Origin of the sequence: Mesorhizobium mediterraneum (genome assembly GCF_002284565.1) — a bacterium.
Lineage (GTDB): Bacteria > Pseudomonadota > Alphaproteobacteria > Rhizobiales > Rhizobiaceae > Mesorhizobium > Mesorhizobium mediterraneum.
Genome location: NZ_NPKI01000008.1, coordinates 1 through 25794 on the forward strand (window position 1 = coordinate 1; position 25794 = coordinate 25794).

The 25794-nt window shown below is 62.6% G+C and carries 27 protein-coding genes, 1 tRNA gene and 1 pseudogene; 23 read left to right on the forward strand and 6 right to left on the reverse strand.

Translation table 11 applies throughout. The features are described from left to right. The 5 genes from CIT25_RS37090 to CIT25_RS03195 form a co-directional block, all read left to right on the forward strand. On the forward strand, positions 1 to 274 hold a 274-nt coding region (locus tag CIT25_RS37090; RefSeq protein WP_206072911.1), incomplete at its 5' end, for a hypothetical protein. Between the two features lie 101 nt (positions 275 to 375). Next, on the forward strand, positions 376 to 555 hold the full coding sequence (locus CIT25_RS03180) for a hypothetical protein (protein WP_095483127.1): 180 nt from the start codon (positions 376 to 378) through the stop codon (positions 553 to 555). Next, a tRNA-Ser gene (locus tag CIT25_RS03185) sits at positions 517 to 607 on the forward strand. The genes CIT25_RS03180 and CIT25_RS03185 overlap by 39 nt, the downstream gene beginning before the upstream one ends. A 589-nt stretch (positions 608 to 1196) precedes the next feature. Continuing rightward, positions 1197 to 2357, forward strand: a complete 1161-nt coding sequence (locus CIT25_RS03190) for a porin (protein WP_095483128.1) — start codon at positions 1197 to 1199, stop codon at positions 2355 to 2357. 293 nt (positions 2358 to 2650) lie between these two features. Next, positions 2651 to 3646, forward strand: coding sequence for a tyrosine-type recombinase/integrase (locus CIT25_RS03195; protein WP_245329752.1), 996 nt, complete (start codon positions 2651 to 2653; stop codon positions 3644 to 3646). Positions 3647 to 3694: 48 nt separating this feature from the next. Here the strand turns inward: CIT25_RS03195 and CIT25_RS03200 are convergent, their stop codons facing one another. Further along, entirely contained in the window at positions 3695 to 4588 is an 894-nt protein-coding gene (locus CIT25_RS03200; protein ID WP_095483130.1) for an alpha/beta fold hydrolase, read from the reverse strand. 140 nt (positions 4589 to 4728) lie between these two features. Further along, positions 4729 to 6768 (reverse strand): lytic transglycosylase domain-containing protein, encoded by a 2040-nt coding sequence (locus CIT25_RS03205; RefSeq protein ID WP_095483288.1) that lies wholly within the window; start codon positions 6766 to 6768, stop codon positions 4729 to 4731. Between the two features lie 246 nt (positions 6769 to 7014). On the opposite strand from CIT25_RS03205, the gene dapA reads away from it, so the two are divergent. The 3 genes from dapA (at position 7015) to CIT25_RS03220 (ending at position 9287) form a co-directional block, all read left to right on the forward strand. After that, positions 7015 to 7896 (forward strand): 4-hydroxy-tetrahydrodipicolinate synthase, encoded by an 882-nt coding sequence (gene dapA / locus CIT25_RS03210; protein WP_095483131.1) that lies wholly within the window; start codon positions 7015 to 7017, stop codon positions 7894 to 7896. 151 nt (positions 7897 to 8047) lie between these two features. Further along, positions 8048 to 8527, forward strand: coding sequence for an SsrA-binding protein SmpB (gene smpB / locus CIT25_RS03215; RefSeq protein WP_023719895.1), 480 nt, complete (start codon positions 8048 to 8050; stop codon positions 8525 to 8527). Positions 8528 to 8543: 16 nt separating this feature from the next. Further along, a complete protein-coding gene (locus CIT25_RS03220) occupies positions 8544 to 9287 on the forward strand; it encodes a glycoside hydrolase family 25 protein (protein WP_095483132.1) in 744 nt (247 codons plus the stop codon). On the opposite strand, the gene CIT25_RS03225 is transcribed toward CIT25_RS03220, so the two are convergent. Continuing rightward, a complete protein-coding gene (locus tag CIT25_RS03225; RefSeq protein ID WP_370453327.1) occupies positions 9256 to 9933 on the reverse strand; it encodes a uracil-DNA glycosylase in 678 nt (225 codons plus the stop codon). The two genes, CIT25_RS03220 and CIT25_RS03225, sit on opposite strands and share 32 nt — an antisense overlap. Continuing rightward, the gene (locus CIT25_RS03230) at positions 9930 to 10511 is read right to left on the reverse strand and encodes a LabA-like NYN domain-containing protein (protein WP_095483134.1); all 582 of its coding nucleotides are present in this window, start codon (positions 10509 to 10511) and stop codon (positions 9930 to 9932) included. The genes CIT25_RS03225 and CIT25_RS03230 overlap by 4 nt, the downstream gene beginning before the upstream one ends. Positions 10512 to 10831: 320 nt before the next feature. Here CIT25_RS03230 and rpoZ point away from each other — a divergent pair, with 320 nt between their 5' ends. The 13 genes and pseudogenes from rpoZ to CIT25_RS03295 all read left to right on the forward strand — a co-directional run bounded on the left by rpoZ (position 10832) and on the right by CIT25_RS03295 (position 23373). Next, on the forward strand, positions 10832 to 11233 hold the full coding sequence (gene rpoZ / locus CIT25_RS03235; RefSeq protein WP_095483135.1) for a DNA-directed RNA polymerase subunit omega: 402 nt from the start codon (positions 10832 to 10834) through the stop codon (positions 11231 to 11233). Between the two features lie 111 nt (positions 11234 to 11344). Beyond that, entirely contained in the window at positions 11345 to 13573 is a 2229-nt protein-coding gene (locus CIT25_RS03240) for a RelA/SpoT family protein (protein WP_095483136.1), read from the forward strand. 46 nt (positions 13574 to 13619) lie between these two features. After that, positions 13620 to 14198, forward strand: a complete 579-nt coding sequence (gene pyrE / locus CIT25_RS03245; RefSeq protein ID WP_095483137.1) for an orotate phosphoribosyltransferase — start codon at positions 13620 to 13622, stop codon at positions 14196 to 14198. A gap of 13 nt (positions 14199 to 14211) precedes the next feature. Beyond that, positions 14212 to 14592, forward strand: a complete 381-nt coding sequence (locus CIT25_RS03250) for a VOC family protein (protein ID WP_206072912.1) — start codon at positions 14212 to 14214, stop codon at positions 14590 to 14592. A gap of 264 nt (positions 14593 to 14856) precedes the next feature. Beyond that, positions 14857 to 15429 (forward strand): DUF2062 domain-containing protein, encoded by a 573-nt coding sequence (locus CIT25_RS03255; RefSeq protein ID WP_095483139.1) that lies wholly within the window; start codon positions 14857 to 14859, stop codon positions 15427 to 15429. Beyond that, entirely contained in the window at positions 15426 to 15839 is a 414-nt protein-coding gene (acpS, locus tag CIT25_RS03260) for a holo-ACP synthase (protein WP_095483140.1), read from the forward strand. The genes CIT25_RS03255 and acpS overlap by 4 nt, the downstream gene beginning before the upstream one ends. Before the next feature lie 77 nt (positions 15840 to 15916). Then, positions 15917 to 16666: a signal peptidase I gene (gene lepB / locus CIT25_RS03265; RefSeq protein ID WP_095483289.1), complete on the forward strand. Its 750-nt coding sequence runs from the start codon at positions 15917 to 15919 to the stop codon at positions 16664 to 16666. Between the two features lie 4 nt (positions 16667 to 16670). Beyond that, entirely contained in the window at positions 16671 to 17396 is a 726-nt protein-coding gene (gene rnc, locus CIT25_RS03270; protein ID WP_095483141.1) for a ribonuclease III, read from the forward strand. After that, complete coding sequence (gene era, locus CIT25_RS03275) at positions 17393 to 18325, forward strand: GTPase Era (protein ID WP_095483142.1); 933 nt, start codon at positions 17393 to 17395, stop codon at positions 18323 to 18325. Before rnc ends, era begins: the two co-directional genes overlap by 4 nt. 183 nt (positions 18326 to 18508) lie before the next feature. Further along, positions 18509 to 19233 (forward strand): annotated as a pseudogene (locus tag CIT25_RS03280) (aminoglycoside phosphotransferase family protein). A 46-nt stretch (positions 19234 to 19279) separates the two neighbouring features. Continuing rightward, positions 19280 to 20056 carry a DNA repair protein RecO gene (gene recO, locus CIT25_RS03285; protein ID WP_095483143.1) on the forward strand — a complete coding sequence of 259 codons (777 nt, stop codon included), beginning with the start codon at positions 19280 to 19282 and terminating at the stop codon, positions 20054 to 20056. Continuing rightward, positions 20053 to 20571 (forward strand): PaaI family thioesterase, encoded by a 519-nt coding sequence (locus CIT25_RS03290; RefSeq protein WP_095483144.1) that lies wholly within the window; start codon positions 20053 to 20055, stop codon positions 20569 to 20571. The genes recO and CIT25_RS03290 overlap by 4 nt, the downstream gene beginning before the upstream one ends. Positions 20572 to 20634: 63 nt before the next feature. Next, positions 20635 to 23373 (forward strand): DUF2339 domain-containing protein, encoded by a 2739-nt coding sequence (locus tag CIT25_RS03295; protein ID WP_095483145.1) that lies wholly within the window; start codon positions 20635 to 20637, stop codon positions 23371 to 23373. Between the two features lie 3 nt (positions 23374 to 23376). Here the strand turns inward: CIT25_RS03295 and CIT25_RS03300 are convergent, their stop codons facing one another. Further along, positions 23377 to 23805, reverse strand: coding sequence for a type II toxin-antitoxin system VapC family toxin (locus CIT25_RS03300; protein ID WP_095483146.1), 429 nt, complete (start codon positions 23803 to 23805; stop codon positions 23377 to 23379). Next, a complete protein-coding gene (locus tag CIT25_RS03305; protein WP_095483147.1) occupies positions 23795 to 24049 on the reverse strand; it encodes a type II toxin-antitoxin system VapB family antitoxin in 255 nt (84 codons plus the stop codon). Before CIT25_RS03305 ends, CIT25_RS03300 begins: the two co-directional genes overlap by 11 nt. A gap of 277 nt (positions 24050 to 24326) precedes the next feature. Here CIT25_RS03305 and CIT25_RS03310 point away from each other — a divergent pair, with 277 nt between their 5' ends. Together CIT25_RS03310 and CIT25_RS03315 are read left to right on the forward strand one after the other, a co-directional pair. Next, on the forward strand, positions 24327 to 24845 hold the full coding sequence (locus CIT25_RS03310) for an RNA polymerase sigma factor (RefSeq protein ID WP_095483148.1): 519 nt from the start codon (positions 24327 to 24329) through the stop codon (positions 24843 to 24845). Beyond that, the gene (locus tag CIT25_RS03315; protein ID WP_095483149.1) at positions 24842 to 25633 is read left to right on the forward strand and encodes an anti-sigma factor family protein; all 792 of its coding nucleotides are present in this window, start codon (positions 24842 to 24844) and stop codon (positions 25631 to 25633) included. Before CIT25_RS03310 ends, CIT25_RS03315 begins: the two co-directional genes overlap by 4 nt. Positions 25634 to 25794: the final 161 nt, after the last annotated feature.

The window sequence follows — 25794 nt, forward strand, 5'->3', positions numbered from 1 at the left end:
CGCGCGCACCGGAAACTGCGACCAGCGCCGCAGCGGAGCCGAGAAGAAGGCTCTTGATGTTCATTTTCTGACCTCCAGTCAAAAGTTAAAAAACGGGTCTGGGTATTCTTTGCTGAAGGACAGCGTTCCCTGCCCCATCCCCACTACCGAAAAAGATGCGCACCGCGCCGCTCCTTCGAACTCGACATTACCCATGAGGCGGCGGCGTTCAACCACCATCGTACCGGCAAAAGGGCTGTGCGGGTGCTATCCCCAAACGTTGTTGCACAAATGACACGATTTGGCCTCACTCAGAAAGCTCCCGTTAACCATCGCCTCGCTTGCGAGCCCTTGCAATCCGGCCGATTCCGGCGATAGCCCGTCGGAATTGCGACGATGCGCCGAGTCGCCGGCCAACGGATTGCCGCAGAATCGCCGCATCGCGAAAGCGCCGTTTCGACAGAAGCCGGTTTTTTCAATGATAATGGCGCAGGCTTGTTGATTGTGCCGGCGCTTTTCTTTATCCACCGGCGCAACGGAGAGGTGGCCGAGTGGTCGAAGGCGCTCCCCTGCTAAGGGAGTAGAGGTCAAAAGCTTCTCGTGGGTTCGAATCCCATCCTCTCCGCCATTCTGATTTGCGCCTCGCGCTTCGCAGGGCAAGTCCGGCGAATTCTTCTCGTGACTCCCTTGCAAAGCCTGGTTTCGAAGCCTTCCCGGCCTCGTCATCCCAGGGCGAAGCAGGAGCGAAGCGACGTCGCGAAGACCCTGGGATCCATGCCATGACATCAGCCAAAGAATGCAGCGGCTCAGGATGGCCGTTCGACGAGTGCAGTCGCCAAGGGGTGCGCTGAACTGAAACAGAGCTTGCACCGTTGCGACACGTAAACATCACGGCATGGATCCTGGGGTCTGCGCTGCGTCGCTTCGCTCCTTGCTCCGCCCCAGGATGACGAAGGGAGAAATGCCTCGGCCAATCTCCAGAGTGTGCGATCGCCACCGACAAAGGGGGCCAATCTGTCAAAACTTCCTGTGTCAAAGAGCTAATTAGCAGCGCCTTTTTTGGCGCGCTCTTCGCCCAAGAACGTCTGCGGGGATGTTTTCCACGACCGGCGCAAAATCCCACGATTCTCCGAAAAATGCAGCAATAACAATTCGCTACCGTAGAAACAGCCGTCGCCGATCCGCTGTTTTGTTCGATTCTGACTGGAGGTCAGAAAATGAACATCAAGAGCCTTCTTCTCGGCTCCGCTGCGGCGCTGGTCGCAGTTTCCGGTGCGCGCGCCGCCGACGCCGTCGTCGTCGCCGAGCCGGAACCCGCTGAATACGTTCGCATCTGCGACGTCTACGGCGCTGGCTACTTCTACATCCCCGGCACCGAAACCTGCCTGCGCATCGGCGGCTATGTCCGCTACGACATCGGCGTCGGCGACGTCGGTACGTTCACTGGTGCAACGTCCGGCGACTACGAGGACGGCGGCGAGAACGACACCTACTGGAAGCGTGCTCGCTTCACGCTGAAGACCTGGACCGGCCAGGAAACCGAGCTCGGCACCTTGAAGACCTTCACCGAGACCCGCTTCAATTTCGGCAACAGCCAAGGCAGCGCCGATTTTGTCAACACCCCAGGTGGCCCGATCTTCTTCCCCAACGAGGCCGGCAACACAGGCGTTTCGCTGAACTTCGCCTGGATCCAGCTCGGTGGTCTGCGCGTCGGTAAGGACGAATCGGCCTTCGATACGTTCATCGGCTACGCCGGCAACGTCATGAACGATACGCTGGTTCCCTATGGCGGCTTCGACACCAATGTCGTCCAGTACTACTTCGATGCCGGCAACGGCTTCTCCGCCGTCGTCTCGCTCGAAGAAGGCTACGGCGACTTCACGATCGACAGCTACGTTCCGCATGTCGTCGGCGGCGTGAAGTGGACGCAGGGCTGGGGCGCGATCACCGGCGTCGTTGCTTACGACAGCAACTACGAAGAGGTGGCCGGTAAGGTTCGCCTTGACGTCACGCCGATGGAGAACCTGTCGCTGTTCATCATGGCCGGCTACGGCACGGACGACAACTACACGGATACGTCATATGTATTCGACGCCAACGGTCGCGGCATGTACAAGCTGTGGAGCGGCAATTGGGCAGTCTGGGGCGGTGGCACCTACACCATCAACGAGAAGACCTCGTTCAACACCCAGGTCTCGTATGACGAGGGCAAGAATCTCGGCGTCGTGGCGAACATCGCCTATGACATCGTCCCCGGCCTGACGATCACGGCGGAGGCCTCCTACTTCAGCTTAGGCGAGGATTCTGTCTCCAACTGGACCGGTGCGGACGACGACGACAGCTTTGGCGGCCAGCTCCGCTTCCAGCGCTCGTTCTAAGGGCTGGGCTTAAAACAAGTGAAATTCCAGCCCGGGCGCTTCAATGCCCGGGCTGTTTTGTTTCGTGACCTGGATCAAGGCAAACAGAAGGAACAGGGGGTAACGGTAGCTGAATAAGGTCCGTGGGAAGATTTCGTGGGATTCGTTGATGGCGGATGAAATCACAACTGCGTGATCAAAACTCTTGAAAGGACGCTCCCAGGCAGATAGGGCTGACCTATCCACTCCGGGGGTGTGGCAAGACAATGACAAACGAAGCGATTCAAGAGGGTGCTCCCTCTGACCATTTTTCGATGTTTTCTTCTCAAAACGCAAAAATAAAATACAGTTATAACAAGATCAGAGAAGTAAAGTCGTACAAGGTCGGGGAGCTGTTTTCAGCATACCGAGACATACTTTGGGATGATGGGCGGCATAAATACAATGTCAGCTCCTTCATCGGCGAAATAGACGAGATTCTCCTTGGGGAGCGTTTCAGCGCCTTTGACCAGAGTACCCTGGACAATCTTATCGGCACCTTGCGCCAGCGCGGCAACAGCAACGCAACCATCAATCGAAAGATGGCTGCTCTCAGCAAACTGCTGCGCAAGGCTCACAAGATGGGGGATATCCACAGCCTGCCCGAGTTCCGCCGCCAGAAGGAGCGGGCGGGACGGATTCGCTTCATCGAGCGGGATGAGGAAGCCCAGCTGTTCGCCGCCATAAAGAGACGCAGCGAGGACGCTTACCGGCTTTCGGTCTTTCTCGTCGACACCGGCTGTCGCCTCGGCGAGGCGCTGGGCTTGATCTGGAATGATATCCAGGAGCATCGCGTCAGCTTCTGGATCACCAAATCCGGCCGCAGCCGCACCATTCCACTCACTGCCCGGACCAAAGAGGTGATCAAGCTGCCGGTCACCGAGGGCCGTCGGCCCAAAGGTCCTTTCACCAAGCTCAGCCAGGCGCAGTTTCGCGCCATCTGGAACGATGCGAAGGCCGAGGTCGGTCTTGGCGCCGACGAACAGGTCGTGCCGCACATATTGCGCCACACCTGCGCCTCGCGTCTTGTCCAGGGCGGCATCGACATCAGGCGTGTGCAGATGTGGCTTGGCCACCAGACGCTTTCGATGACCATGCGTTACGCGCATCTTGCCACGAACGACCTCGACGGCTGCGTCGTCGTGCTGGAAACGCCTCGGTGCAATGGATCGGAGGCGGAAAGCCCTCTGTCTTCTGCGGAACCAAGGAGCGAGCCGGTCGCGGCGAAAGCCTCGTCCAAGGCGCCCCGGAAAAATTCGAAGTCCGCGTAAGCCAAATTCAAGTAAAAACCTCCAGGATCGAAGTCGATCCTGGAGGTTTTACTTTGAGCCGAATTGTTGTTCGGCCGTATCCAGAAAAGCGGCGATGGCGCCGGGCAGGCCGCCGGTCTCGAGGAAAGGCGCATGGCCCTGGTCCTCGACCGTGATCGTCTCGATACAAGGGTGACGCTTTCGCATCTGTTCGAGCGTCTCGGTGGACAGCAGCTTCGAATTGGCGCCGCGGATAGTGAGCATCGGCATGGCCGTCAGTGCCTCGAACTGTGGCCACAGTGCCGGCAACGGCTGGGTGAGATCGAGACCCGCCAGCGTGTCGACCAGCTTCGGGTCGAAATCCGGCACCAGCCCGTCATCCGTCTCTCGGTAGAGGGCCGATACCATGCGGTCCCAATCCGCCTCGGTCAGGGCTGGAAAGTCGCTGCCATGCGCGCCGCGCAGGGCGCCGACCGCCTCGGCATGGGTTTTCGGCTTTGGCGCGCGCTCGAGATAGGAGCGGATATGGGCGAGGCCGCCGGCCTCGACCACCGGGCCGATATCGTTGAGAACGATGGCCCTCAGGATGGTCGGTCGCATCGCGCCGAGCACATGAATGATCAGCCCGCCACGTGACGTGCCGATGAAGCCCGCTTCCTCGATATCAAGCGCCGCCAGCCCGGCGAGAACATCACCGGCCTCGACGCCGACATTGTAGTGGCCGATATCGGGGTCGTAGGCGGACTGCCCGCGCCCGCGATAGTCGAAGGCGACGATTTTGCGCGGATTTTTCGCTCGTCGCGACAGGTGCAGCGCCAGCTCATGAAAGTCGCGGCTATTGCGGGTGAGGCCGGGCAGGCAGACGACCGGCCAGCGTCCGGAGTTCGCTTCGCCGTAGATACGGGCGTGGAGTTGCAGCCCGTCCGGCGAAGCGTAGAAGAAGTCGGAAAAACCGCTCGACATTTGGACTCGATTCCTCGCCGTTGCCGGATCGTCCCGACTGCTACAGGCGAGGGCAGGTAGGGTCAAATCGACTTAGCCGTCGGCAGGACAGAGGGGGCGCGAAGGATCGCCAGCCTCTGGCTTAACCTGCCTTCCTTGGTTCAACTCCGCCCGTTCACCAGGTCGCCCACAATGTCGTATTTGCCGGAAATACGCATCTTGTAGACTTCGTAATTCTCCATCACGCGCTGGACGTAACTTCTTGTTTCCGTGTAGGGAATCCGTTCGATCCAGTCGACGACGGCGTCGATGTCCTTGCCGCGCGGGTCGCCGTATTTCGCCACCCACTGGGCGGCGCGGTTGGGGCCGGCATTGTAGCCGGCAAAGGTCAGCACGTAGGAGCCGTCGAAGCGGCCGAGCTGCTCGCCGAGGAAGGCGGCGCCCAGCGTCGCATTATAGCCGGCGTCGGTGGTCAGCCGCGCTTGCGAGAAAATCATTCCGGCCTTCTTTGCCAATTGCTTGGCGGTCCCCGGCATCAGCTGCAGCAGCCCGCGCGCGCCGGCGCTGGAGACGGCGCCGATGTTGAACTCGCTTTCCTGGCGGGCGATCGCATAGGCCAGCGCCTTGCCCGAGCCGGAAATGTTGGCGGTGTCGGGAATGACGCCGAGCGGATGCGACAGCGCGCCGACATCGATGCCGCGCGCGCCGGCGATCTTGCCGACTTTCAGCGCCAGGAAATGATTGCCCTGCTTTTCCGCCATCATGGCCAGCAGCGCCAGCTCTCCGGGACTGCTTAACTGTCCGGCGAGGTCGCGGTAAAGCGTGTCGGCATAGCGCTCATAGCCCGCCTCCTGCAGCCGCCTGATGGCGCTGACAGCTTCGCGGCCGGCGAAATTGCGGCGGTCGGTGGTATCAGGCGAGGGATAGGCGATGTTGAGCACCTGCCGGCCGACGCGCTCGCCGGCGAGTTGGCCGTAGAACGTCGTGCCATAGGCGGCGGCACGGGTGAAATGATCCTTCGCATTGCCGGGACCACCGACTTCGGCTGCACGGCCGAGCCAATAATAGGCGCGCGACAGCGATATCGGCCCCTGAGTGAGATCGGCGATCCGCGCGAAATGCTTGGCAGCGGTATTGGGGTCGTTGAGGCCGCGCAGCGCGTACCAGCCGGCATGGAACTCCGCATCCGCCGCATTGGCGGCACTTTCGGCGGCATGTGCTGCTACGATCCTGTAGGCGGTCTTCATGTCGCCCTGGTCGACCAGTTCGCGCGACAATACTCGACGCTCGGCCCACCAGGCATCCGGGTCGGCCAGCGCGTTGCGGTCGCTCGGCGCCTTCATCACCATTGCGACGGCGTCGGAAAGCTTGTCTTGCTTGCGCAGATATTGGGCTTGCGCAAAGAAATAGCCGGCCGAACGCTGCGCGGCGGGCACGGCCTTCAGCAGTTTGGCCGCGTTCTTGTCGCCCTTGGCCGCCGCCGCCCAGGCGTCGGCCAGTTGCTGGGCGTCGGCAAGGCCGGCGACGCGCAGCGCGGAATTGACCCGGTCGGCATAGAACATGCGCTCCATGCGGAAGCGGTGGTCGGCTGCGGGGATCAGCTTGCCGAATTCCTGGATGATGTCAGCTTCGTCCTTGGCTTCCAGTTTTTCGATGCGCCAGAAAGGCGACAGCACCGAGCGCGCCGCCTTGACGTCGCCCCGCGACACATACGAGCGGGCGAGGATCACCACGCCCTCGACTGTTTGCGGCTGGCTGCCGCCGAATGCCTGCACCACGATCTCAGGCGCGGGGTTCTCGCGATAGAGCGCGCGCTCGCTGTTCTTGCGCAAGGCGATCATGCCCGGCCAGTTCGGCAACATCTTCGCAGCATCGGCGATGTCGCCGCTTGGCACCTTGTCGCCGCCATAGAGCGCGATCGCCCAGGCAAGGATGTGCCGGTCGAGCGACTTGACCGGCAGAGCCTCGCGCACTTGACGCGCTCCGGCAACGTCGTTTGCCGCCAGCGCGTCAAGGCCGCTCTTCAGCCTGGCGACGCTGGCGGATGGGGATCTCGTATCCTGCAGGCCCGTACCCTGCAGGTGGGGCATCGGAATGGCCGACGTGACCTGCACATCGATCTTGCCGGCGGCCACGCCGCTCGGCATCAGCAGGAGGATTGCGCCAAGCAGCGCAAAAAAATGAGGCTGCTTGGTCGGCATGGTCTTCATCATTTCCTGTCTACACATTACCAACAGGCACAGATCAACTGAAGCCTAGTTGGCTGCTATGAAGAGGCCGTAAACAAAGCGCTACCAAGGTCGTTCAAATTGCGCTTGCTGGCACTACTGCCATGCTTGCCGCGCAACGGTGTCGAGACTATGGTGCGCCGCTTCGCTTTCGGCTAGAAGGCGCGCACGACAAACCCGAGAAGTCAAAACCCGAGAAGTCCCAAGGAGTTGGACGACATGCTGAGAGGCTCGCTTACCGCGCTCGTGACACCGTTCGAAAAGAGCGGTCGTTTCGACGAGAAAGCCTTTCGCGCCCTCGTTGCCTGGCAGATCGCCGAAGGCACGACCGGTTTGGTTCCTGTCGGCACGACAGGCGAGTCGCCGACCCTGTCGCATGACGAGCACCGCCACGTCGTCAAGGTGTGCATCGAGGTGGCCAAAGGCCGCGCTCCGGTCGTCGCCGGCGCCGGCTCCAACAACACCGAAGAGGCGGTTGGCCTGGTGCAATATGCCGAGAAGGCGGGCGCCGACGCGGCACTGGTCGTCACGCCTTATTACAACAGGCCGACGCAGCGCGGCCTCTATGAACATTTCGCCGCCGTCGCCAGGGCGACCAGTCTGCCGATCATCATCTACAACATCCCGCCGCGCTCGGTGATCGACATGATGCCCGAGACGATGGGCCGGTTGGCTCACGACTTCAAGAATATCGTCGGCGTCAAGGACGCCACCGGCAAGGTCGAGCGGGTTTCCGAGCAGCGTGCGACCTGTGGCAAGGATTTCATCCAGCTTTCGGGCGAGGATGCCTCGGCGCTCGGCTTCAACGCCCATGGCGGCGTCGGTTGCATCTCGGTGACGTCGAATGTCGCACCTAGGCTGTGCGCCGAATTCCAGGAGGCGACGCTTTCCGGCGACGGCGCCAAGGCGCTGGATTTGCAGGACCGCCTGCTGCCGCTGCACAAGGCGATCTTCATTGAACCCGGCGTGTCCGGCGCGAAATATGCGCTGTCGAAGCTCGGCAAGGTCGAGAACGTGCTGCGCTCACCGCTGGTCACCGTCGAGCAGTCGACCGCCGAAAAGATCGATGCGGCCATGAAGCACGCCGGCTTGATTAACTAGCGAGCCCGTTTGGAAATTCTACTCCTGCGGCCATCTGAAGGCGTCACCTGCGCTTCCGGTGCTCACGTACTATATGTACGCTCCGCTCCGGGTCTCGGTGCCACCATCATCTGACTCGCAGGAGCGAGTTTCGAAACGGACTCTAGACGTCATGAATCAAGTCAGAAAAGCCGATCCCAACAACAAGACCGTTGCGGAAAACCGCAAGGCACGGTTTTCCTATGAGGTGCTCGACACGATCGAGGCCGGCCTGGTGCTGACCGGCACCGAGGTGAAGTCGCTGCGCCAGGGCCAGGCCAACATCCAGGACAGTTACGCCTCGGTCGAGGGCGGTGAGATCTGGCTGATCAACTCCTATTTGCCAGAATATCTGCAGGCCAACCGCTTCAACCACGAGCCACGCCGGCGCCGCAAGCTGCTGCTCAACAAACGCGAGATGGCCAAGCTGTCGCAGAGCGTCGATCGCGAAGGCATGACGCTGGTGCCGCTAAAAATCTACTTCAACGACCAGGGCCGGGCCAAAGTGCTGCTCGCCGTTGGTCGCGGCAAGAAACTGCACGACAAGCGCGAGACCGAAAAGCAGCGCGACTGGTCGCGCGAGAAAGGCCGGTTGCTGAAGGAGCGTGGGTAGGCTGGGAACCACTCTTTTGAAGAACCGGATCGTTCTTTGGGGTGCGGCCAGCCTGATCCTCGTGTGCGTCGTCGCGGCCGTCGGCTATTTCTACTTCCAGACGTTTTCTCCGGACCGAAGCAAATATCCGGTCAGAGGTATCGACGTTTCCCATCATCAGCGGCAGATCGACTGGCGCCGTGTTGCCGCCGACGATGTCGCCTTCGCCGTCATCAAGGCGACCGAGGGCGGCGACCATGTCGACGACGCCTTCGCCGCCAATCTGCGTGAGGCGCGTGCGGCCGGGCTGGCGGTCGGTGCCTACCATTTCTTCACCTTCTGCAGGCCTGGCGCCGATCAGGCGCGCAATTTCATCTCCGTCGTGCCGCGCGATCAATCGCTGCTGCCGCCGGTGGTGGACATAGAATTTGTCGGCAATTGTCCGCGGCGGCCATCGCCCGAAGAATTGAATGTCGAACTCTCGGCTTTCCTGCGCCCTGTCGAGGCAGCTTTCGGCAAGACAGCGATCCTCTATGTGACCGACGAGGCTGCGCGGGTCTATGCCGGTCAGATCGTCGGCCGACCGCACTGGGTTCGTTCGCTGGCGCTGTGGCCAGGTCATGACGACTGGATCTATTGGCAGTACCACGACAGGGGTCGCGTCGACGGCATCAGTGGCGATGTCGATCTGAATGTCCTTCAGGGCGGGCAGGAGAAATTGGCCGAGCTGTTTGCGCCACCGCCCGAATCTATCTCTCCAGAAACGCGGCTATATCACTGAACACGTTGACGAACATCGTTTCCGTCAGCACGCCGGTGTTGGTGTTGTAGCGCGAGCAATGATAGCTGGAGAACAGCGTGACGCCATTGGTTTGCTGCTGTCCGCCGTGGCGGAAGGGATAAGCGGCAACACGCCCACCCAGCGCCCGCACGGTCGACTGGTGCGCGATCGAGCCCAGCGCCAGCACGGCGCGCAGGTTTTTAAACCGCGCGATCGTCGGCACCAGGAACGTCCGGCAGGTGGCAATCTCGGCGCCGACCGGCTTGTTGTCCGGTGGCACGCAGCGCACCGCATTGGTGATCGCCGTGCCGACAAGCTCCAGCCCGTCATCGGGCCGCGCCTTGAATTGGCCGCGCGCAAAGCCGTGCGCGATCAGCGTGTTGTAGAGCAGGTCGCCGGCGTAGTCGCCGGTGAAGGGACGCCCCGTCCTGTTCGCCCCACGCAGGCCTGGCGCCAGCCCGACGATCAACAGTTTAACGGCATCCTCGCCCTCGGGCGGCAGGAAGGTCGGCACCGGCGCATTGAACCAGGACGGCTCGCGCTGCCGCCATTGCGCGATAAAATCATGCAGCCGCGGGCAGAGCGGGCAGTCGCGATCAGGCTCGGGGGATGCGACCAAGGGAGCGGTCAAGACCGCCGCCGTCAATAGTCGTCCTCGTCGACTTCGGCCGGCTCGGGCCGGCGCACCGGCCGCTCGGACGGATCGCGGCCGACCTCGCTCTTCAGCGTCATCAGGTCGATGAAATGGTCCGCCTGGCGGCGCAGATCGTCGGAAATCATCGGCGGCTGTGAAGCCATGGTGGAGACGATCGAGACCTTGCGCCCGCGCCGCTGCAGCGCCTCGACCAGCGTGCGGAAATCGCCGTCGCCGGAAAAGATGACATAGTGGTCGACGACATCGGCAAGTTCCAGCGCATCGACCGTCAGCTCGATGTCCATATTGCCCTTGATCTTGCGGCGGCCGGTCGAGTCGGTGAACTCCTTGGCCGGCTTGGTCACCACCTTGAAGCCGTTATAGTCGAGCCAGTCGATCAGCGGCCGGATCGAGGAATATTCCTGATCCTCGACCAGCGCGGTGTAGTAGTAAGCACGCAGCAGGTAGCCGCGCTTCTGGAAGCTCGACAAAAGCTTGCGGTAGTCGATGTCGAAGCCGAGCGCGCGCGACGTGGCGTAAAGATTGGCTCCGTCGATGAAAAGAGCGATTTTTTCACGAGGGTCGAACATGGAAAATATTCCTTTTCGAAAATAAGCGGCCGTCTAAATGCGCGTGACTATCGGTCGGCTTGAAATAACCGGCTGACCTTCGTCATTCGAGATAACGCCGGTTTTACGGCAATCCAAGGATATGATGCTGCATAGCAAGCAATTGTGATCGGTGCCGTATCGTCGCAGGCGACGCGCGCCCAGACCACGCCTTGGCCGGCCCCGGACTTGACCCGGACCTGGCCCCGGACTGATATTGCCAAAAAGCTTGTATTTTGGCGGCGTTCAGGTTATGGACCGCGCCTGTTTTCCATTAAATCCAGGCATGAAAGGGGCAGCTCATGGCCCGCGTAACCGTTGAAGATTGCATCGACAAGGTCGACAACCGCTTCGAGCTCGTGCTCCTGGCCGGCCACCGTGCCCGTCAGATCAGCCAGGGCGCGCAGATCACCGTTCCTCGCGACAACGACAAGAATCCGGTCATCGCGCTGCGCGAGATCGCCGAAGAGACGCTGTCGCCCGACGATCTCAAGGAAGACCTGATCCACTCGCTGCAGAAGCATGTCGAGGTCGATGAGCCGGAAGCCGATGGCGAGGCGATCGCCGACCAGACCGGTGCCGCCGCTGTGGCTACCGATGCCGACGACACCGAGGACAACATCACCTTCGACCGCATGACCGAGGAAGACCTCCTGGCCGGCATCGAAGGTCTGGTACCGCCGGAAAAAAGCGACGATTATTAATCTTCGCAACGACTGCCGACACTTTCGCGTCGGCGGTTTCGTGGTTATCTATGACATGCGCCGTACGCCAGTGCGGCGCATGATTCATTTCAGCACTGCGAGATCCCGCCCATGATGCGTCAGTATGAGCTTGTCGAGCGCGTCCAGCGCTACAAGCCTGACGTCAACGAGGCGCTGCTCAACAAGGCCTATGTCTACGCCATGCAGAAGCATGGCCACCAGAAGCGTGCCTCCGGCGACCCTTATTTCTCGCATCCGCTCGAAGTCGCCGCCATCCTCACCGAAATGCACATGGATGAGGCGACCATCGCGGTTGCGCTGCTGCACGACACGATCGAGGACACCACGGCGACCAGGGCCGAGATCGACGAGCTGTTCGGTCCGGAAATGGGCAAGCTGGTCGAAGGCCTGACCAAGCTGAAGAAACTCGACCTCGTCTCCAAGAAGGCCGAGCAGGCGGAAAACCTGCGCAAGCTCTTGCTGGCGATCTCGGAAGACGTTCGCGTGCTGCTGGTCAAGCTTGCCGACCGCTTGCACAACATGCGCACGCTCGACCATGTGCCTGAAGCCAAGCGCCTGCGCATCGCCGAGGAAACGATGGATATCTATGCGCCGCTGGCCGGGCGCATGGGCATGCAAGGCATGCGCGAGGAACTCGAGGAGATCGCCTTCCGCTTCATCAATCCGGAAGCCTACCGCGCTGTCACCGCGCGGCTCGCCGAAATCTTCGAGCGCAACAAGGATGTGCTGTCCGAGATCGAGAAGGCGCTGTCCGCGCTGTTCGAGAAATATGCGATCAAGGCCGAGGTCAAGAGCCGCCAGAAGAAGCCGTGGTCGGTGTTCCGCAAGATGGAAGCCAAGGCGCTGTCCTTCGAGCAACTGTCCGACATTTTCGGCTTTCGCGTCGTCGTCGATACCGTCGAGGACTGCTACCGGGCGCTCGGCGCCATCCATACGACATGGTCGATGGTGCCAGGCCGCTTCAAGGACTACATCTCGACGCCGAAGCAGAACGACTACCGTTCGATCCACACCACCATCGTCGGGCCGTCGCGCCAGCGCGTCGAGCTGCAGATCCGCACCTACCAGATGAACAAGATCGCCGAATATGGCGTTGCCGCGCATTCGATCTACAAGGACAGCGGCGGCAAGGTGAACGGCACCGCCCATGCGATCTCGAAGGAGACCAACGCCTATGCCTGGCTGCGGCGCACCATCGAGCAGCTTGCCGAAGGCGACAATCCCGAGGACTTCCTCGAAAACACCAAGCTGGAACTGTTCCAAGACCAGGTATTCTGCTTCACGCCCAAGGGCATGCTGATCGCGCTGCCGCGCGGCGCCACGCCGATCGATTTCGCCTACGCCGTGCACACCGATGTTGGCGACACCTGCGTCGGTGCCAAGGTAAACGGCCGCATCATGCCGCTGATGACCGAACTGAAGAATGGCGACGAGGTCGAGATCATCCGTTCCAAGGCGCAGGTGCCGCCGGCGGCGTGGGAATCGGTCGTCGTCACCGGCAAGGCGCGCTCGGCGATCCGCCGCGCCACCAAGAATGCCATCCGCAAGCAATATTCGGGTCTCGGCATCCGCATACTGGAACGCGCCTTCGAGCGGTCCGGGAAGACCTTTACCAAGGAGAGCCTGAAGTCGGTGCTGCATCGGCTGGCGCGCAAGGACATCGAGGATGTGCTGGCTTCGGTCGGCCGCGGCGAACTTGCTTCCACCGATGTCATGAAAGCGGTGTTTCCCGACTACAAGGACGAGCGCGTCACGCTGGCCGCGCCCAAGCAGCGCGAGGAGGGCTGGTCGAAGATCCGCAACGCCGCCGGAATGCTGTTCCAGATTCCGGGACGCGCGGCACGCAAGGATAAGGACCAGCCAAGGGACGGCGCCGTGCCGATCCGTGGCGTGCGCGGCGACCTGCCGGTGCGCTTCGCGCCGGAAGGTGCTGTGCCCGGCGACCGCATCGTCGGCATCGTGCAGCCGGGAACCGGCATCACGATCTATCCGATCCAGTCGCCGGCGCTGCAGGCTTTCGACGACCAGCCCGAACGATGGATCGACGTGCGCTGGGACATAGACGAGCGCACCAAGGAGCGGTTTCCGGCGCGCGTCTCGGTCACCGCCATCAACGCGCCGGGCTCGCTGGCCGACATCGCGCAGGTCGTTGCATCCAACGATGCCAACATCCATACATTGTCGATGGTGCGCACCGCGCCTGATTTCACTGAAATGCTGATTGATCTCGAAGTCTGGGATCTGAAGCACCTGAACCGGCTGCTGTCGCAGCTCAAGGACAATTCGAGCGTCAGCGATGCAAGGCGCGTGAACGGCTAAAAATCACTAGCGTGCTGGAGACAAGCGTGTTGGAGACAGGGCAGAGATGAACACCGACGAAGTGCTGGGCATTTTCCGTGAAGCCGGTGCCGTTTTGGAAGGGCATTTCATCCTGACGTCGGGTTTGCGAAGCCCGGTCTTCCTGCAGAAAGCACGGGTCTTCATGCATGCCGACAAGACCGAGCGCCTGTGCAAGGCGCTGGCCGAAAAGATCCGCGCAGCTGTGTCCGGCAAGATCGACTATGTCGTCGGCCCGGCGATCGGCGGGCTGATCCCGGCCTACGAGACTTCGCGCCATCTTGGCGCACCGGCGATCTGGGTCGAGCGGGAAGGGGGCGAGTTCAGGCTCCGCCGCTTCGAGATCGCCAAGGGTTCGCGCGTCGTCATCGTCGAGGACATCGTCACCACCGGACTGTCGATCCGCGAGACCATCGATTGCCTGCGCGCGCTTGGCGCCGAGGTCGTTGCCGCCGCCTGCATCATCGACCGCTCGGCCGGCAAGACCGATGTCGGCGTGCCGTTGATAGCGCTCGCCGAATATGAGGTTCCGGCCTATCCAGCCGATAGCCTGCCGCCCGAGCTCGCCGCCATTCCGGCGATCAAGCCGGGCAGCCGCAACATATAACGGAGGCGCTGCCGTGATCGCCGGCATCGATCATTTCGTGCTGACGGTTCGCTCCGTCGATGACACCTGCGCCTTTTATCAGCGCGTGCTCGGGTTCAGGCGTCTCGACACACCGAACCTGCCGACGGCACTGCTTTTCGGAACGCAGAAGATCAACGTGCATGAGGTAGGGCGCACCTTCGAGCCCAAGGCGAAAGCGCCGACTCCGGGCACCGCAGATTTCTGCCTGGTCGCCGCCCGTCCGCTCGCCGAGATATGCGCCAGTCTGGAGGCCAATGGCGTTGCCGTCGAAGTCGGGCCGGTCGAGCGGATCGGCGCCCGTGGCCCGATGATGTCGGTCTATTTCCGCGACCCGGACGGCAACCTCGTCGAGGTCAGCGACTATGGGCTGTAGATAGCTTGCGGGTTGCTGCTGATCTCCGCGCCGAACTCGCCTCCTCAAATCCGCCGCGATTGTACTGTGTTCGAAACGGCGAAACGCCGGCGCCGCAAGGTCGCTGCAAGCGGGCGCCCGACGAGTTCCGGTTGTTCTGCGGCCGGCGTATCGCTATATCAAGGTCGTTGTTGCCTTTCGACGGCCGCAAAGCGCAAGATGTGGCTGTCACGCCCGGCCCGGGATGGTCAGAGCGGCAGCTTTGGATATCAGGACAGGAACAGAGTGCTTTTTCGACGCCGCAATCCTGATGGTTTTCTCGAGCGGGTGCGTACCTATCTGTGGCCACGCCGCTCTTTCTCGCGTTCGCTGCGATACTTTTCCAAGCGCATCCTGCGGCTGAAGGCCACTCCGCACGCCGTGGCCGCCGGTGTCGCGGCGGGCGTGTTCGCATCATTCTTTCCGCTCGGCTTTCACTTCATCATCGCCTTTGCCGTCTCTTGGCTAATCGCCGGGAATCTGGTCGCGGCAGCGCTCGGCACGGTTGTCGGCAATCCGCTGACCTTCCCGCTGCTGTGGGGCGCGTCGTGGGAGACCGGCAAGCTGGTCCTGCACGAGCGCCTGCCGGCGCATGGGCCGCCCGCGCATCTCGGCGAGATGCTGCACAATCTTTCGTTTTCGCAATTGTGGGGACCGGTGCTGAAACCGATGACCGTCGGCGCCGTGCCGCTTGGCCTGATCTTCGGCCTCTTGTTCTACGGCATCACGCGCTGGGGCATGGCCACCTTCCGCGAACAGCGGCGCATGCGCCTGGCGGACAGAGCTGGAACGGCCGGACGGGAAGTTCCTGCCGAATGATCATTGGCATCGGCAGCGACCTGATCGATATCAGACGCATCGAAAAATCGCTGGAGCGCCATGGCCAGCGCTTCATTCAGCGCATCTACACCGAGGTCGAACAGGTCCGCTCCGAAAGTCGCGGCGCCCGCGCCGCCTCCTATGCCAAGCGTTTCGCCGCCAAGGAAGCCTGCGCCAAGGCGCTGGGCACCGGTATGGCGCAAGGTGTTTTCTGGCGCGATATGGGCGTCGTCAACCTGGCCAGTGGCAAGCCGACCATGGCACTGACCGGCGGGGCGGCGGCGCAACTGGACAAAATCCTGCCTGAACGGCACAGGGCGGCAATCCATCTCACCATCACCGACGACTTTCCGCTTGCTCAAGCCTTTGTGATCATCGAGGCGTTGCCCGTCGAAGAAGCGCCATATTGATTGCATCTGACCACCGGCATGACGTTGCCCAGCGCGCGCCGAGCCCCTATACCAACCAACGCATAATCGAGGACGACATGAGCGTGGCTGAAAAATCCCAGAAGAAATCCGGCGGGCTTGGCGAAACCGTCAGCGTCATCGTCCAGGCGCTTTTGCTCGCTCTGGTCATCCGCACGCTCCTTTTTCAGCCATTTTCTATCCCGTCCGGGTCGATGCGGCCGACCTTGCTCGAAGGCGACTATCTCTTCGTCACCAAATGGTCCTATGGCTTCTCCCGCTATTCGCTGCCGTTCGGGCCGGACCTCTTTTCGGGCCGCATCTGGGGCGCCGAGCCGAAGCGCGGCGACGTGGCGGTGTTCAAGTTCCCGCCGGACCCCTCCGTCGACTACATCAAGCGCGTCGTCGGCCTGCCGGGGGACAAGATCCAGGTCAAGGACGGCCAGCTCTTCATCAACGGCGTTGGCGTGCCGCGCCAGAAGGTCGGGCAGATCGACAATCGCGACATCACCGAGGAGAGCGGGCCGGTCGACGTCTATCGTGAGACTTTGCCGAACGGCGTCAGCTATGACACGCTCGACCTGACGCCGAACTCGATCGGCGACAACACCCGCGAATTCGACGTGCCGCCCGGCCACTATTTTATGATGGGCGACAACAGGGACAATTCCTCGGACAGCCGCTTCACCGTCGGTTTTGTGCCCGACGAGAACCTGGTCGGCCGCGCCAACCTCATCTTCTTCTCGATCGGTGGCAGCGCCAGCCCGCTCGAAATCTGGAAATGGCCGTCGCTGATGCGCGCGTCGCGCCTGCTCCATTTCGTCAATTAGGATCATGGCCGCGACAAAACGGTTGACCGCGGACGCGCTCGCCAAAGCGCTCATGGAGCGCACAGGCCACGCCTTTGCCGACCACCAGCGCTTGCAGCGTGCGCTGACCCATGCCAGCGCCCGCAGCAGCCATGCCGGCATCGACTATGAGCGTTTCGAATTCCTGGGTGACCGCGTCCTCGGCCTGGTCGTCGCCGACATGCTGCTGGCGGCGTATCCGGACGCTGCCGAGGGTGAGCTTTCGCTCAGGCTCAATGCGCTGGTCAATGCCGAGGCGCTGGCGGAGATCGCCGAGGAGATCGGCCTGCCGGAGCTGATCCGTGCCGGCTCGGACGTGCGCGGCCTCGACGGACGCAAGCGCGTCAATCTACGCGCCGATGCGCTGGAATCGCTGATCGCCGTGCTCTATCTCGACGGCGGGCTGGAGGCAGCCAGCGCCTTCATCCACAAATACTGGCGGCCGCGCTCGCAGGCCATCGGTGCCGCCCGCCGCGATGCCAAGACCGAACTGCAGGAATGGGCGCATCAGGCGGCAGGCGCCGTGCCGGTCTACATAATTGACAGCCGCGAGGGACCGGACCACGATCCGCTGTTCACCATCAGCGTCAAGGTCGGCGCCTATCCGCCGGCGACCGGCAGTGGGCGCTCCAAGCGCGAGGCCGAGCAGGCCGCCGCCACCGCACTGCTGTTGCGCGAAGGCATCTGGCTAAATAAGGGGAGCGCGGCATGACCGCCACCGACGACGTCCCGCCGGCAACAGAAGCCGCCGTCACACACTCCGGCTTCGTCGCGCTGATCGGCGCGCCCAATGCGGGAAAATCGACGCTGGTCAACCAGCTGGTCGGCGCCAAGGTGTCGATCGTCACCCACAAGGTGCAGACGACGCGCGCCATCGTGCGCGGCATCGCCATCCACAACAACGCACAGATAGTTTTCGTCGACACGCCGGGCATTTTCAAGCCGAAGCGGCGATTGGACACGGCAATGGTGACGACCGCCTGGGGCGGCGCCAAGGACGCCGATATCGTGCTGTTGCTGATCGACGCCGAGCGCGGCATCAGGGGCGACGCCGACGCCATCCTCGAACGGCTGAAGGATGTCCGCCAGCCGATGGTGCTGATCCTCAACAAGGTCGACCGGGTCAAGCCCGAGGCGCTGCTGGCCCTGTCCGCGGCAGCCAACGAAAAGGTGCCCTTCAAGCGCACCTTCATGGTCTCGGCGCTAACTGGGTCGGGCTGCAAGGACCTGCTCGACTATCTCTCGGAAACCCTGCCTGCCGGCCCCTGGTATTACCCGGAAGACCAGATCTCCGATCTGCCGATGCGACAGCTGGCGGCCGAGATCACCCGCGAAAAGCTCTATCTCAGGCTGCATCAGGAACTGCCCTATTCTTCCCACATCGAAACCGAGAAATGGGAAGAGAAGAAGGACGGCTCGGTGCGCATCGACCAGACCATCTATGTCGAGCGTGACAGCCAGAAGAAGATCGTCCTCGGCCACAAGGGCGAGACGATCCGTGCCATCGGCCAGGCGGCACGCATGGAGATATCAGGTATCCTCGAACAGAAGGTGCACCTTTTCCTGTTCGTCAAGGTGCGCGAGAACTGGGGCGACGACCCCGAGCGCTACCGCGAGATGGGGCTGGAGTTTCCGCATTAGAGCATGTTCCCGAAAAGTGGGAACCGGTTTTCGAAAAAGATCATGCTCAAGCAAGAAGTCACTATCGACACAGCTCTGGTGAGCCGGCTGGTCGCCACCCAATTTCCCCGCTGGAAGGATCTTGCCGTCAGGCCGGTTGCATCAGGCGGATGGGACAACAGGACCTTTCATCTCGGAGACGATATGCTCGTGAGGCTGCCGAGCGCGGCGGCCTATTCCTTGCAAGTGGAAAAGGAACATCGCTGGTTGCCACGGCTTGCGCCTCTTCTGCCGCTGCCTGTCCCGGTTCCCCTGGCGATGGGAACCCCGGCCGACAACTATCCCTGGCATTGGTCCGTCTACCGCTGGATCGAAGGCCGCAATTCGCGGCCAGCCTGGCCCAGTTCCTGGTCGCCCTGCAACGGATCGATCCCGCCGGCGGACCGGCGCCAGGGCAGCACAACTTTTTTCGAGGCGGACCACTGAGCGTCTATGACGGTGAAACCCGGCAAGCCATTGCAGCCCTCGGCGGCAAGATTGACATACGTGCCGCGAGCACGGTGTGGGAAGCGGCGCTTGCCGCGACTTGGCACGGCGCGCCCGTCTGGTTCCACGGTGACGTCAGTTGGGGAAACCTGTTGGTCAGGCAAGGCAGCTTGAGCGCCGTGATCGACTTCGGGACTTCCGGCGTGGGCGATCCCTCGTGCGATTTGGCGATTGCGTGGACACTCTTCGAAGGGAAAAGCCGAGAGGTGTTTCGCGCGGGTCTTCAGGCCGATGAGGCAACCTGGGCGCGAGGCCGTGGTTGGGCGCTATGGAAAGCGCTGATCACGGTCGCTGGACATATAGACATCAATCCAGTCGAAGTTGAAAAGTCGCGACGCGTGATCGATGAAGTGCTTGCCGACCACCAGCGCGCGGACGGCTGAAAGCCTAATCTTGATTTCGCCACCGAAGCGGTGACAAGCTCCGTTCATGGAATGGCGCGACGAGGGAATCATTCTCGGCACCCGCAAGCATGGCGAAACCAGTGCCATTCTTGAGGTCATGACGCGTGCGCATGGCCGCCACCTCGGCCTCGTGCGCGGTGGCCGCTCGCGCAAGCAACAGCCCGTTCTGCAGCCCGGCAACCGTGTCGACCTTTTGTGGCGGGCGCGGCTTGACGAGCATCTCGGCACCTTCCAGGCCGAGGCCATCGAGATGAATGCCGCCCGTCTCATCGACAGCGCCGTCGCCATCTATGGGCTGCAGACCATGGCCGCGCATCTGCGCCTATTGCCCGAGCGCGACGCCCATGGCGGCCTCTACGAGACGCTGGCCGTGATGATCGCCCACCTCGACGATGCGGATGTCGCCGGCGAGCTGGTGGCGCGCTTCGAGCTGCTGGTTCTCGACGAGCTCGGTTTCGGCCTCGATCTCAGCCAGTGTGCCGCGACCGGCACCAGGCAGAACCTTGCCTATGTCTCGCCGAAATCCGGGCGTGCCGTGTCGCGCGCGGCAGGCGCGCCATGGCGCGATAAGATGCTGGTGCTCCCCGCCTTCCTGCAGCGCGGCTCCGGCCTGCGCGCCGATCCGGCGGCGATCGAGGACGCCTTCCGACTGACCGGCTTCTTTTTTTCCCGCCATGTCTACGAGCCGCGCGGCATAGAGGCTCCCGGCGCCCGCGCCGGCTTCCTCGCCGCCTTGCGCAAGCACCACGCGCCCGGCAAGACCCTGATCGAAGAACCCGCCGCCGGAGAAATCACCAGATGAGCGAAGTGGAGCTCTATCCCGGCCGGGTCTCGCCGCTCGGCCTCGGCACCATTCCGCACGGCGACATTCTCGAGTATACCGGCCTGGAATTGCTCCAGCGCATCATCGACAACAAATACCCGGCGCCGCCGATTTCCTTCCAGCTCAGTTTCGACCTGACCGAAGTGTCGGAAGGACGTGCGGTGTTCCGCGGCATGCCGAACGAGCGCTATCTCAACCCGCTGGGTGGGGTGCATGGCGGCTGGGCCGCGACGCTGCTGGATTCGGCTCTTGCCTGTGCGGTGCAAACGCTGCTCGACAAGGGCGAGGCCTATACGACGGCGGAGTTCAAGGTGAACCTGACACGGCCGATCACGCCGAGGACCGGCGAAGTGGTGTGCGAGGGCAGGGTGGTGCACAAGGGCCGCACCCTAGCGGTCTCGGAAGCGACGCTGAAGGATGCCAACGGCAAGCTGCTGGCTTTCGGCACCGAAACATGCTCGATCTTTCCGGCCGCCAATCTGGCGGCGCGCTGACCCGGCCGGCCGTCTGGCCGCCGCATTTGTCAGTAATTACTGGCCTGGTTTGGGGGAACCGCCATGTTCGAAAGCCTGATCGGCCTAGTCGCGATCATCGCGCTGTTCGTCATTATCTCGCGCCAGCAGAGCCGCATCGGCCTGATCGAGCGCGAGCTTGGTGCGCTGCGCAGCCTCGTGCTTTCGGGCGCGCATGTGGCCCCGCCGCAGCCCAAGCCGGTAGAACAGGCCGCAAACGACAGCAAGCCAGCGGGCGCGGCAGTTGCGGCAGTGACCGACATTGCCCCGCCATCGGCGGGCGAGGCTGAGGGAAAGCCGTCCACAGAGGTTGAAGCCGGCGAGACTGCATCCGGACCGTGGGCTGCGGGCGAAGCGGCGCCGGCTGGATCTGCACCTGCGCAACCGGCCGCAGCGACGGCGAAAGCGGCTCAAAAACCCGACATTGAAACGGCGCTCGGCACCCGCTGGGCAGTCTGGGTCGGCGGCATCGCGCTGGCGCTGGGTGGCTTGTTCCTGATCCGCTACACCATTGAGGCGGGTATCTTCGGTCCCGGCGTGCGGCTGAGCATGGCAGCAATGCTCGGGCTGGTGCTGGTTGCCGTCGGCGAGTTCATCCGCCGTACCGGCTTCAGGGTGCCGGTGCAGGGCGTCGCCGGCGCCTACATTCCGGCGATCCTGACAGCGGCCGGTGCTTTCATCCTGTTCGGCACGGTTTATGCCGCGCATGGCGTTTACGGCTTCATCGGGCCGGCGCTTGCTTTCACGCTGCTCGGCGCCATCGGTGTGGCGACCATCGCAGCCGCCCTCATCCACGGCCAGGCGCTGGCCGGCATCGGCCTGCTCGGCGCGGTGGTGACGCCGATGTTGGTCGCTTCGCAGGCGCCCAATCCCTGGGCGCTGTTCGGCTATCTCGCGATCGTGCTAGCCGCCACCAGCGTCATCGCCCGCCTGCGCGACTGGAAATTGTTGATGGCGGCAGCGTTCGTCGGCACTGGCCTCTGGACCGTTCTCTACATGACCGATGCGCCGGGCGCCAACCTGCCTGTCATCCTCTTTATCAATGCGGTGACCTTGGCCGTGCTTGCCTTCGTCTGGCTCGGCCGTCGCGGTGGCGAAGCTGAACCCGCGGGGGGCTTCGACTGGCCGTCGATCGCACCGGGCTTCTTCGTCGGCCTTTCGGCGATGGCGCTGTTCGTCGACCCGGCATACGCTGCCAGCGATGCTCTGCCGGGAGCAGCCCTTATCACAGCCCTGGTCGCGGTGGCGCTCTATAGGCCGCTGGCGCTGGCGCTTCTGCATGCCGCAGGGCTGGCGACGGTGCTGGTCTATCTCGGCATCATTCCGCCAACCTCGATTGCTTCAGACCTTTCCGGCGGCCTGGGTGTCGATGGTCTGACGGCGGCAATATCCGATACGCTGATGCTCAGGATCGGCATCGCACTCGGGCTTGTCTTCATCGGTGCCGGCTTCTGGGCGGCGCGCAGATTTGCAGCATCGGCTCACATCCGCGCCGCCTCATGGGCGGCATGGGGCGTTATCGCACCGCTGGTCATTTTGTTGGCGCTCTGGTTCACTTTCGGCAATCTCGACCGCGATCTTGCCTACGCGGCGGTAGCAGCCCTTCTGGTCGTGGTCTTCGCCGTCGGCGGCGAGTGGATCGCGCGCGGTGAAGAGCCGCCGCTGCAGGGCGGGGCGGCCGTCTCGTTCGCGCTTGGCGGAGCAGCAGTCGCCGCCTTGCTGATGCTCTACATGGCCTTCGGATCCGGCTGGACCACCATCCTTCTGGGTGCCGCGGCCATCTTGCCGGCACTGGCCACCCGCTGGCGCGCCTATCCGGTGCTCGGCTGGATTTCGGTTGGCGCGGTCATCGCGGTGCTCGGCCGTGTCGCCTTCGATCCGACAATCGTCGGCGCCGAATTCCTGTCGACGACGCCGGTGTTCAACTGGCTGCTGCCGGGATACGGCGTGCCGGCGCTCGCCTTCGGCTTTGCCGCCTGGCAACTCGCTCGCACCACCAATGGCCAGCCGCGCCTTGCCATGGAAGCGGGCGCCGCGCTGTTTGCGCTGCTCACAGTTGCCATTCTGGTGCGCCATGCCATGCATGGCGGCGTCATCGACACAGGGGCTGCGACGCTCGCCGAACAGGCGATCTACACGTTGATCGCCATCGGCGCCGGCGCCATCCTGGTCGCCATCGACATGCGCTCGCCAAGCTCGGTGCTGCGCTATGGTTCGCTTGCCGCGGGCGTGGTCTCGGTCGCCTTCATCGTCGTCCAGCATTTCCTGGCGCTGAACCCGCTGTTCACTGACGAATCGACCGGCCGAATCCCTGTGTTCAACCTCCTGTTCCTCGCCTATCTCTTGCCGGCGTTCGCTGCCGGTGGCCTCGCGCTCTATACCAGAGACAAGCGGCCGAAATGGTACGCCGCGATGCTGGCTCTGGTGGCGGCTCTGCTTGCATTCACCTATGCGACGCTGTCGGTGAGGCGACTGTTCAAGGGCGAGTTCATCGGCCTGTGGAGCGGCCTCGGCCAGCTCGAAACCTACACCTATTCCGCACTGTGGCTGATCATCGGCGTGGCGCTGCTCACCGCCGGCGTCTGGCTGAAGTCGCAGGTGCTGCGCGTCGCGTCGGCCGCGCTGATCTCGGTCGCCGTGCTGAAAGTCTTCCTCTTCGACATGTCGGAGCTCGAAGGCGTGCTGAGGGCGCTGTCCTTTATCGGCCTCGGCGCGGTCCTGATCGGTATCGGCCTGTTCTACCAGCGGCTGCTGACGCGCGCGGCCAAATCCGAACCCGGATAGTATTCAGGCAAGATCGGTCTGCAAGAAACCATTGCCCTTGTAGAGCAGGGGTACCCGGTAGGCCTTGGCACATGCATAGCTGAAGCAGTCGCCGAAGTTCAGCTTGGCGGGATGGCCGACATATCGACCGTAGTCGCGGGCGGCTTTGACTGCGAGTTCGCGAATGGCGGTATCCAGCGGAACTTCCACGGCCTTGAGTTCGGCCAGGAAGCCAATGACAATCGTTTGGCATTGATCGATCAGAGCAGGCGGTGTCGGAGCTTGATCGCCACTTTCAGCTACAGATTTTCTGCGGGCTATCCCCAGGATCGCTTCAAACGCGGAACTCGGCGAGAAATAAAGCGTCTCGGCGGTTTCAATCCTTCTCAGCAGACGATCCGCATCTGCCTCTCTCAAAATCAGCGCAATAATGACGGAAGCATCAAGAAACATCGGGTTCCCCCCAAGCCTCGTCCATGAATTTCTTCATATCGAAGGTGGGGTCATCGGGACCAAGTGCGCTCGCGGCATCCTGATATTTTTTGATACGCTCTCTCAGCGGAAGGACAGAGTTCGCTCGTTCAAGCTCGCGCTTGAGAGCGATCCGCACTGCTTCAGTCTTCGTGGGAGCCCTGATGGCGGACTGTAACTGACGAGCCAGGGCGTCGACCTCGTTATCGCGGATGTACAGAGACATATCGATTTCTCCGAACGTATATTCCAAGTCGAATATACCAAATATATGACTTTGAATATACGTCCTTTAGGGTGTGTTCTCAACCTCAGGCTTCTCATTCATGGCGTGCGGCGCCTTAACAGGTGGCCCTAGCCCGGCCGGGAATAAACCGGTCCGCGCCAGCGTTATTGCATTGCTTGGGTGACCGGGGCGGCGGACCGCTTCGCGCCGGCCACTTGCGCCGCGCCGTGAAGGCGCGTTCAATCGGGATGAACAAGGCACCTCAGAACCAGCGGTCATGGACGCAAAGAAGGCAGCAATCCTTGGCGAAATACCGCGTCTGCGCCGTTATGCGCGCTCTCTGTTGCGCGACCGCGATTCCGCCGACGATCTGGTTCAGGACTGTCTCGAACGGGCGCTTGTGCGGCTCGACAATTGGCAGACTGGAGAAAGCCCCAGGAGGTGGCTGTTTACGATCATGCATCATTTGTTCATCGACCAGATGCGCAAGGTGAACCGGCGCGGCGAGGGAGCGATGCTGCCGCTGGAAGCGGGCGAGGCGCAGGCAGCACCTGCCGAGCAGGTGGAGAGCATCGCGTCACGCGAGATTATCGACGCATTGCAGGCGATCAGCCCCGACCGGCGCGCAGCACTCGTCATGGTCGCCATCGAAGGCTTTTCCTATGCCGAGGCCGCCAACATCCTCGGCGTGCCGGCCGGCACGCTGATGTCGCGCATCGCGCGCGGCCGTGATGAGTTGCGCGGGCTGCTGGATGACGCCGCGCGTCGCCGAGCGATAAGGATCGTCGAGAAATGACCCGGCGCGATTTTTCCGAACGCGACATCCATATGGCCCTCGATGGCGAGTTGCCGGTTGACGAGCACGTGGCTTATGATGCTTGGCTCGATGCCAATCCCGAAATGAAGGCGAGGGGCGCCCGCTATGTCGCCGACCGCGCAGCGCTGCGCGCCGCCTTCGCCGGCGTGCTCGACGAGCCGGTGCCGGCGCGGTTGCAGAAGGTCGTGTTCGGTGAGGCGCCGGTCAAGGCGGCAGTATCGCGCTCGCGCTGGTGGCTTGCGGCCGCCGCAGCCGCGGTGCTGGCCATTGGCGGTGTTGGCGGTTACGTCGCAGGCATCGGCCATTTTGGTCTGGAAGACCCTGCCAAGGACCAACTCGCAGAGCAGGCGATCGCAGCCCATGTCATCTATGCCGCCGAAAAACGGCATGCGGTGGAAGTGCCCGCCAGCGACAAGGATCATCTGCAGACCTGGCTGTCCAATAGGGTCGGCCTGAAGCTGGTCGCACCGGATCTGGCGGCGGAAGGATTCCAGCTCGTCGGTGGCCGGCTGCTGCCTGCAGGCGAGAACAAGGCCGCGATGCTGCTTTATGAAGACGAGAAGGGCGAGCGCATCTCGCTGTTCGTCACGGCTGAATCGGCCGAGAAGGCCAAGGGCACGTATGGGTCGGAAGAAGGCGGCCCCGAGGCGATTTACTGGCTGGACAAGGGCTATGGCTGCGCCGTCGTCGGCTCGCTGCCGCGCGCGCAGATGACTGCGGTGGCGAAGAGCGCCTACAGCCAGCTTCTGGCCGGGCTGGACAGCTGAACCGCGCCTGTTTTCCGAAGCTGGCCCACGGTCGAAACAGCGATCCCGTTCAAGCCCTTGCACTGATCTACAGTGCTACGTGCCCTCATGCGCCGGGCCGAAACTGTCACAATTCGGCCCGAATCGAGGTGCGATAGCGCTTGACGGATGCTGGCGCTTCG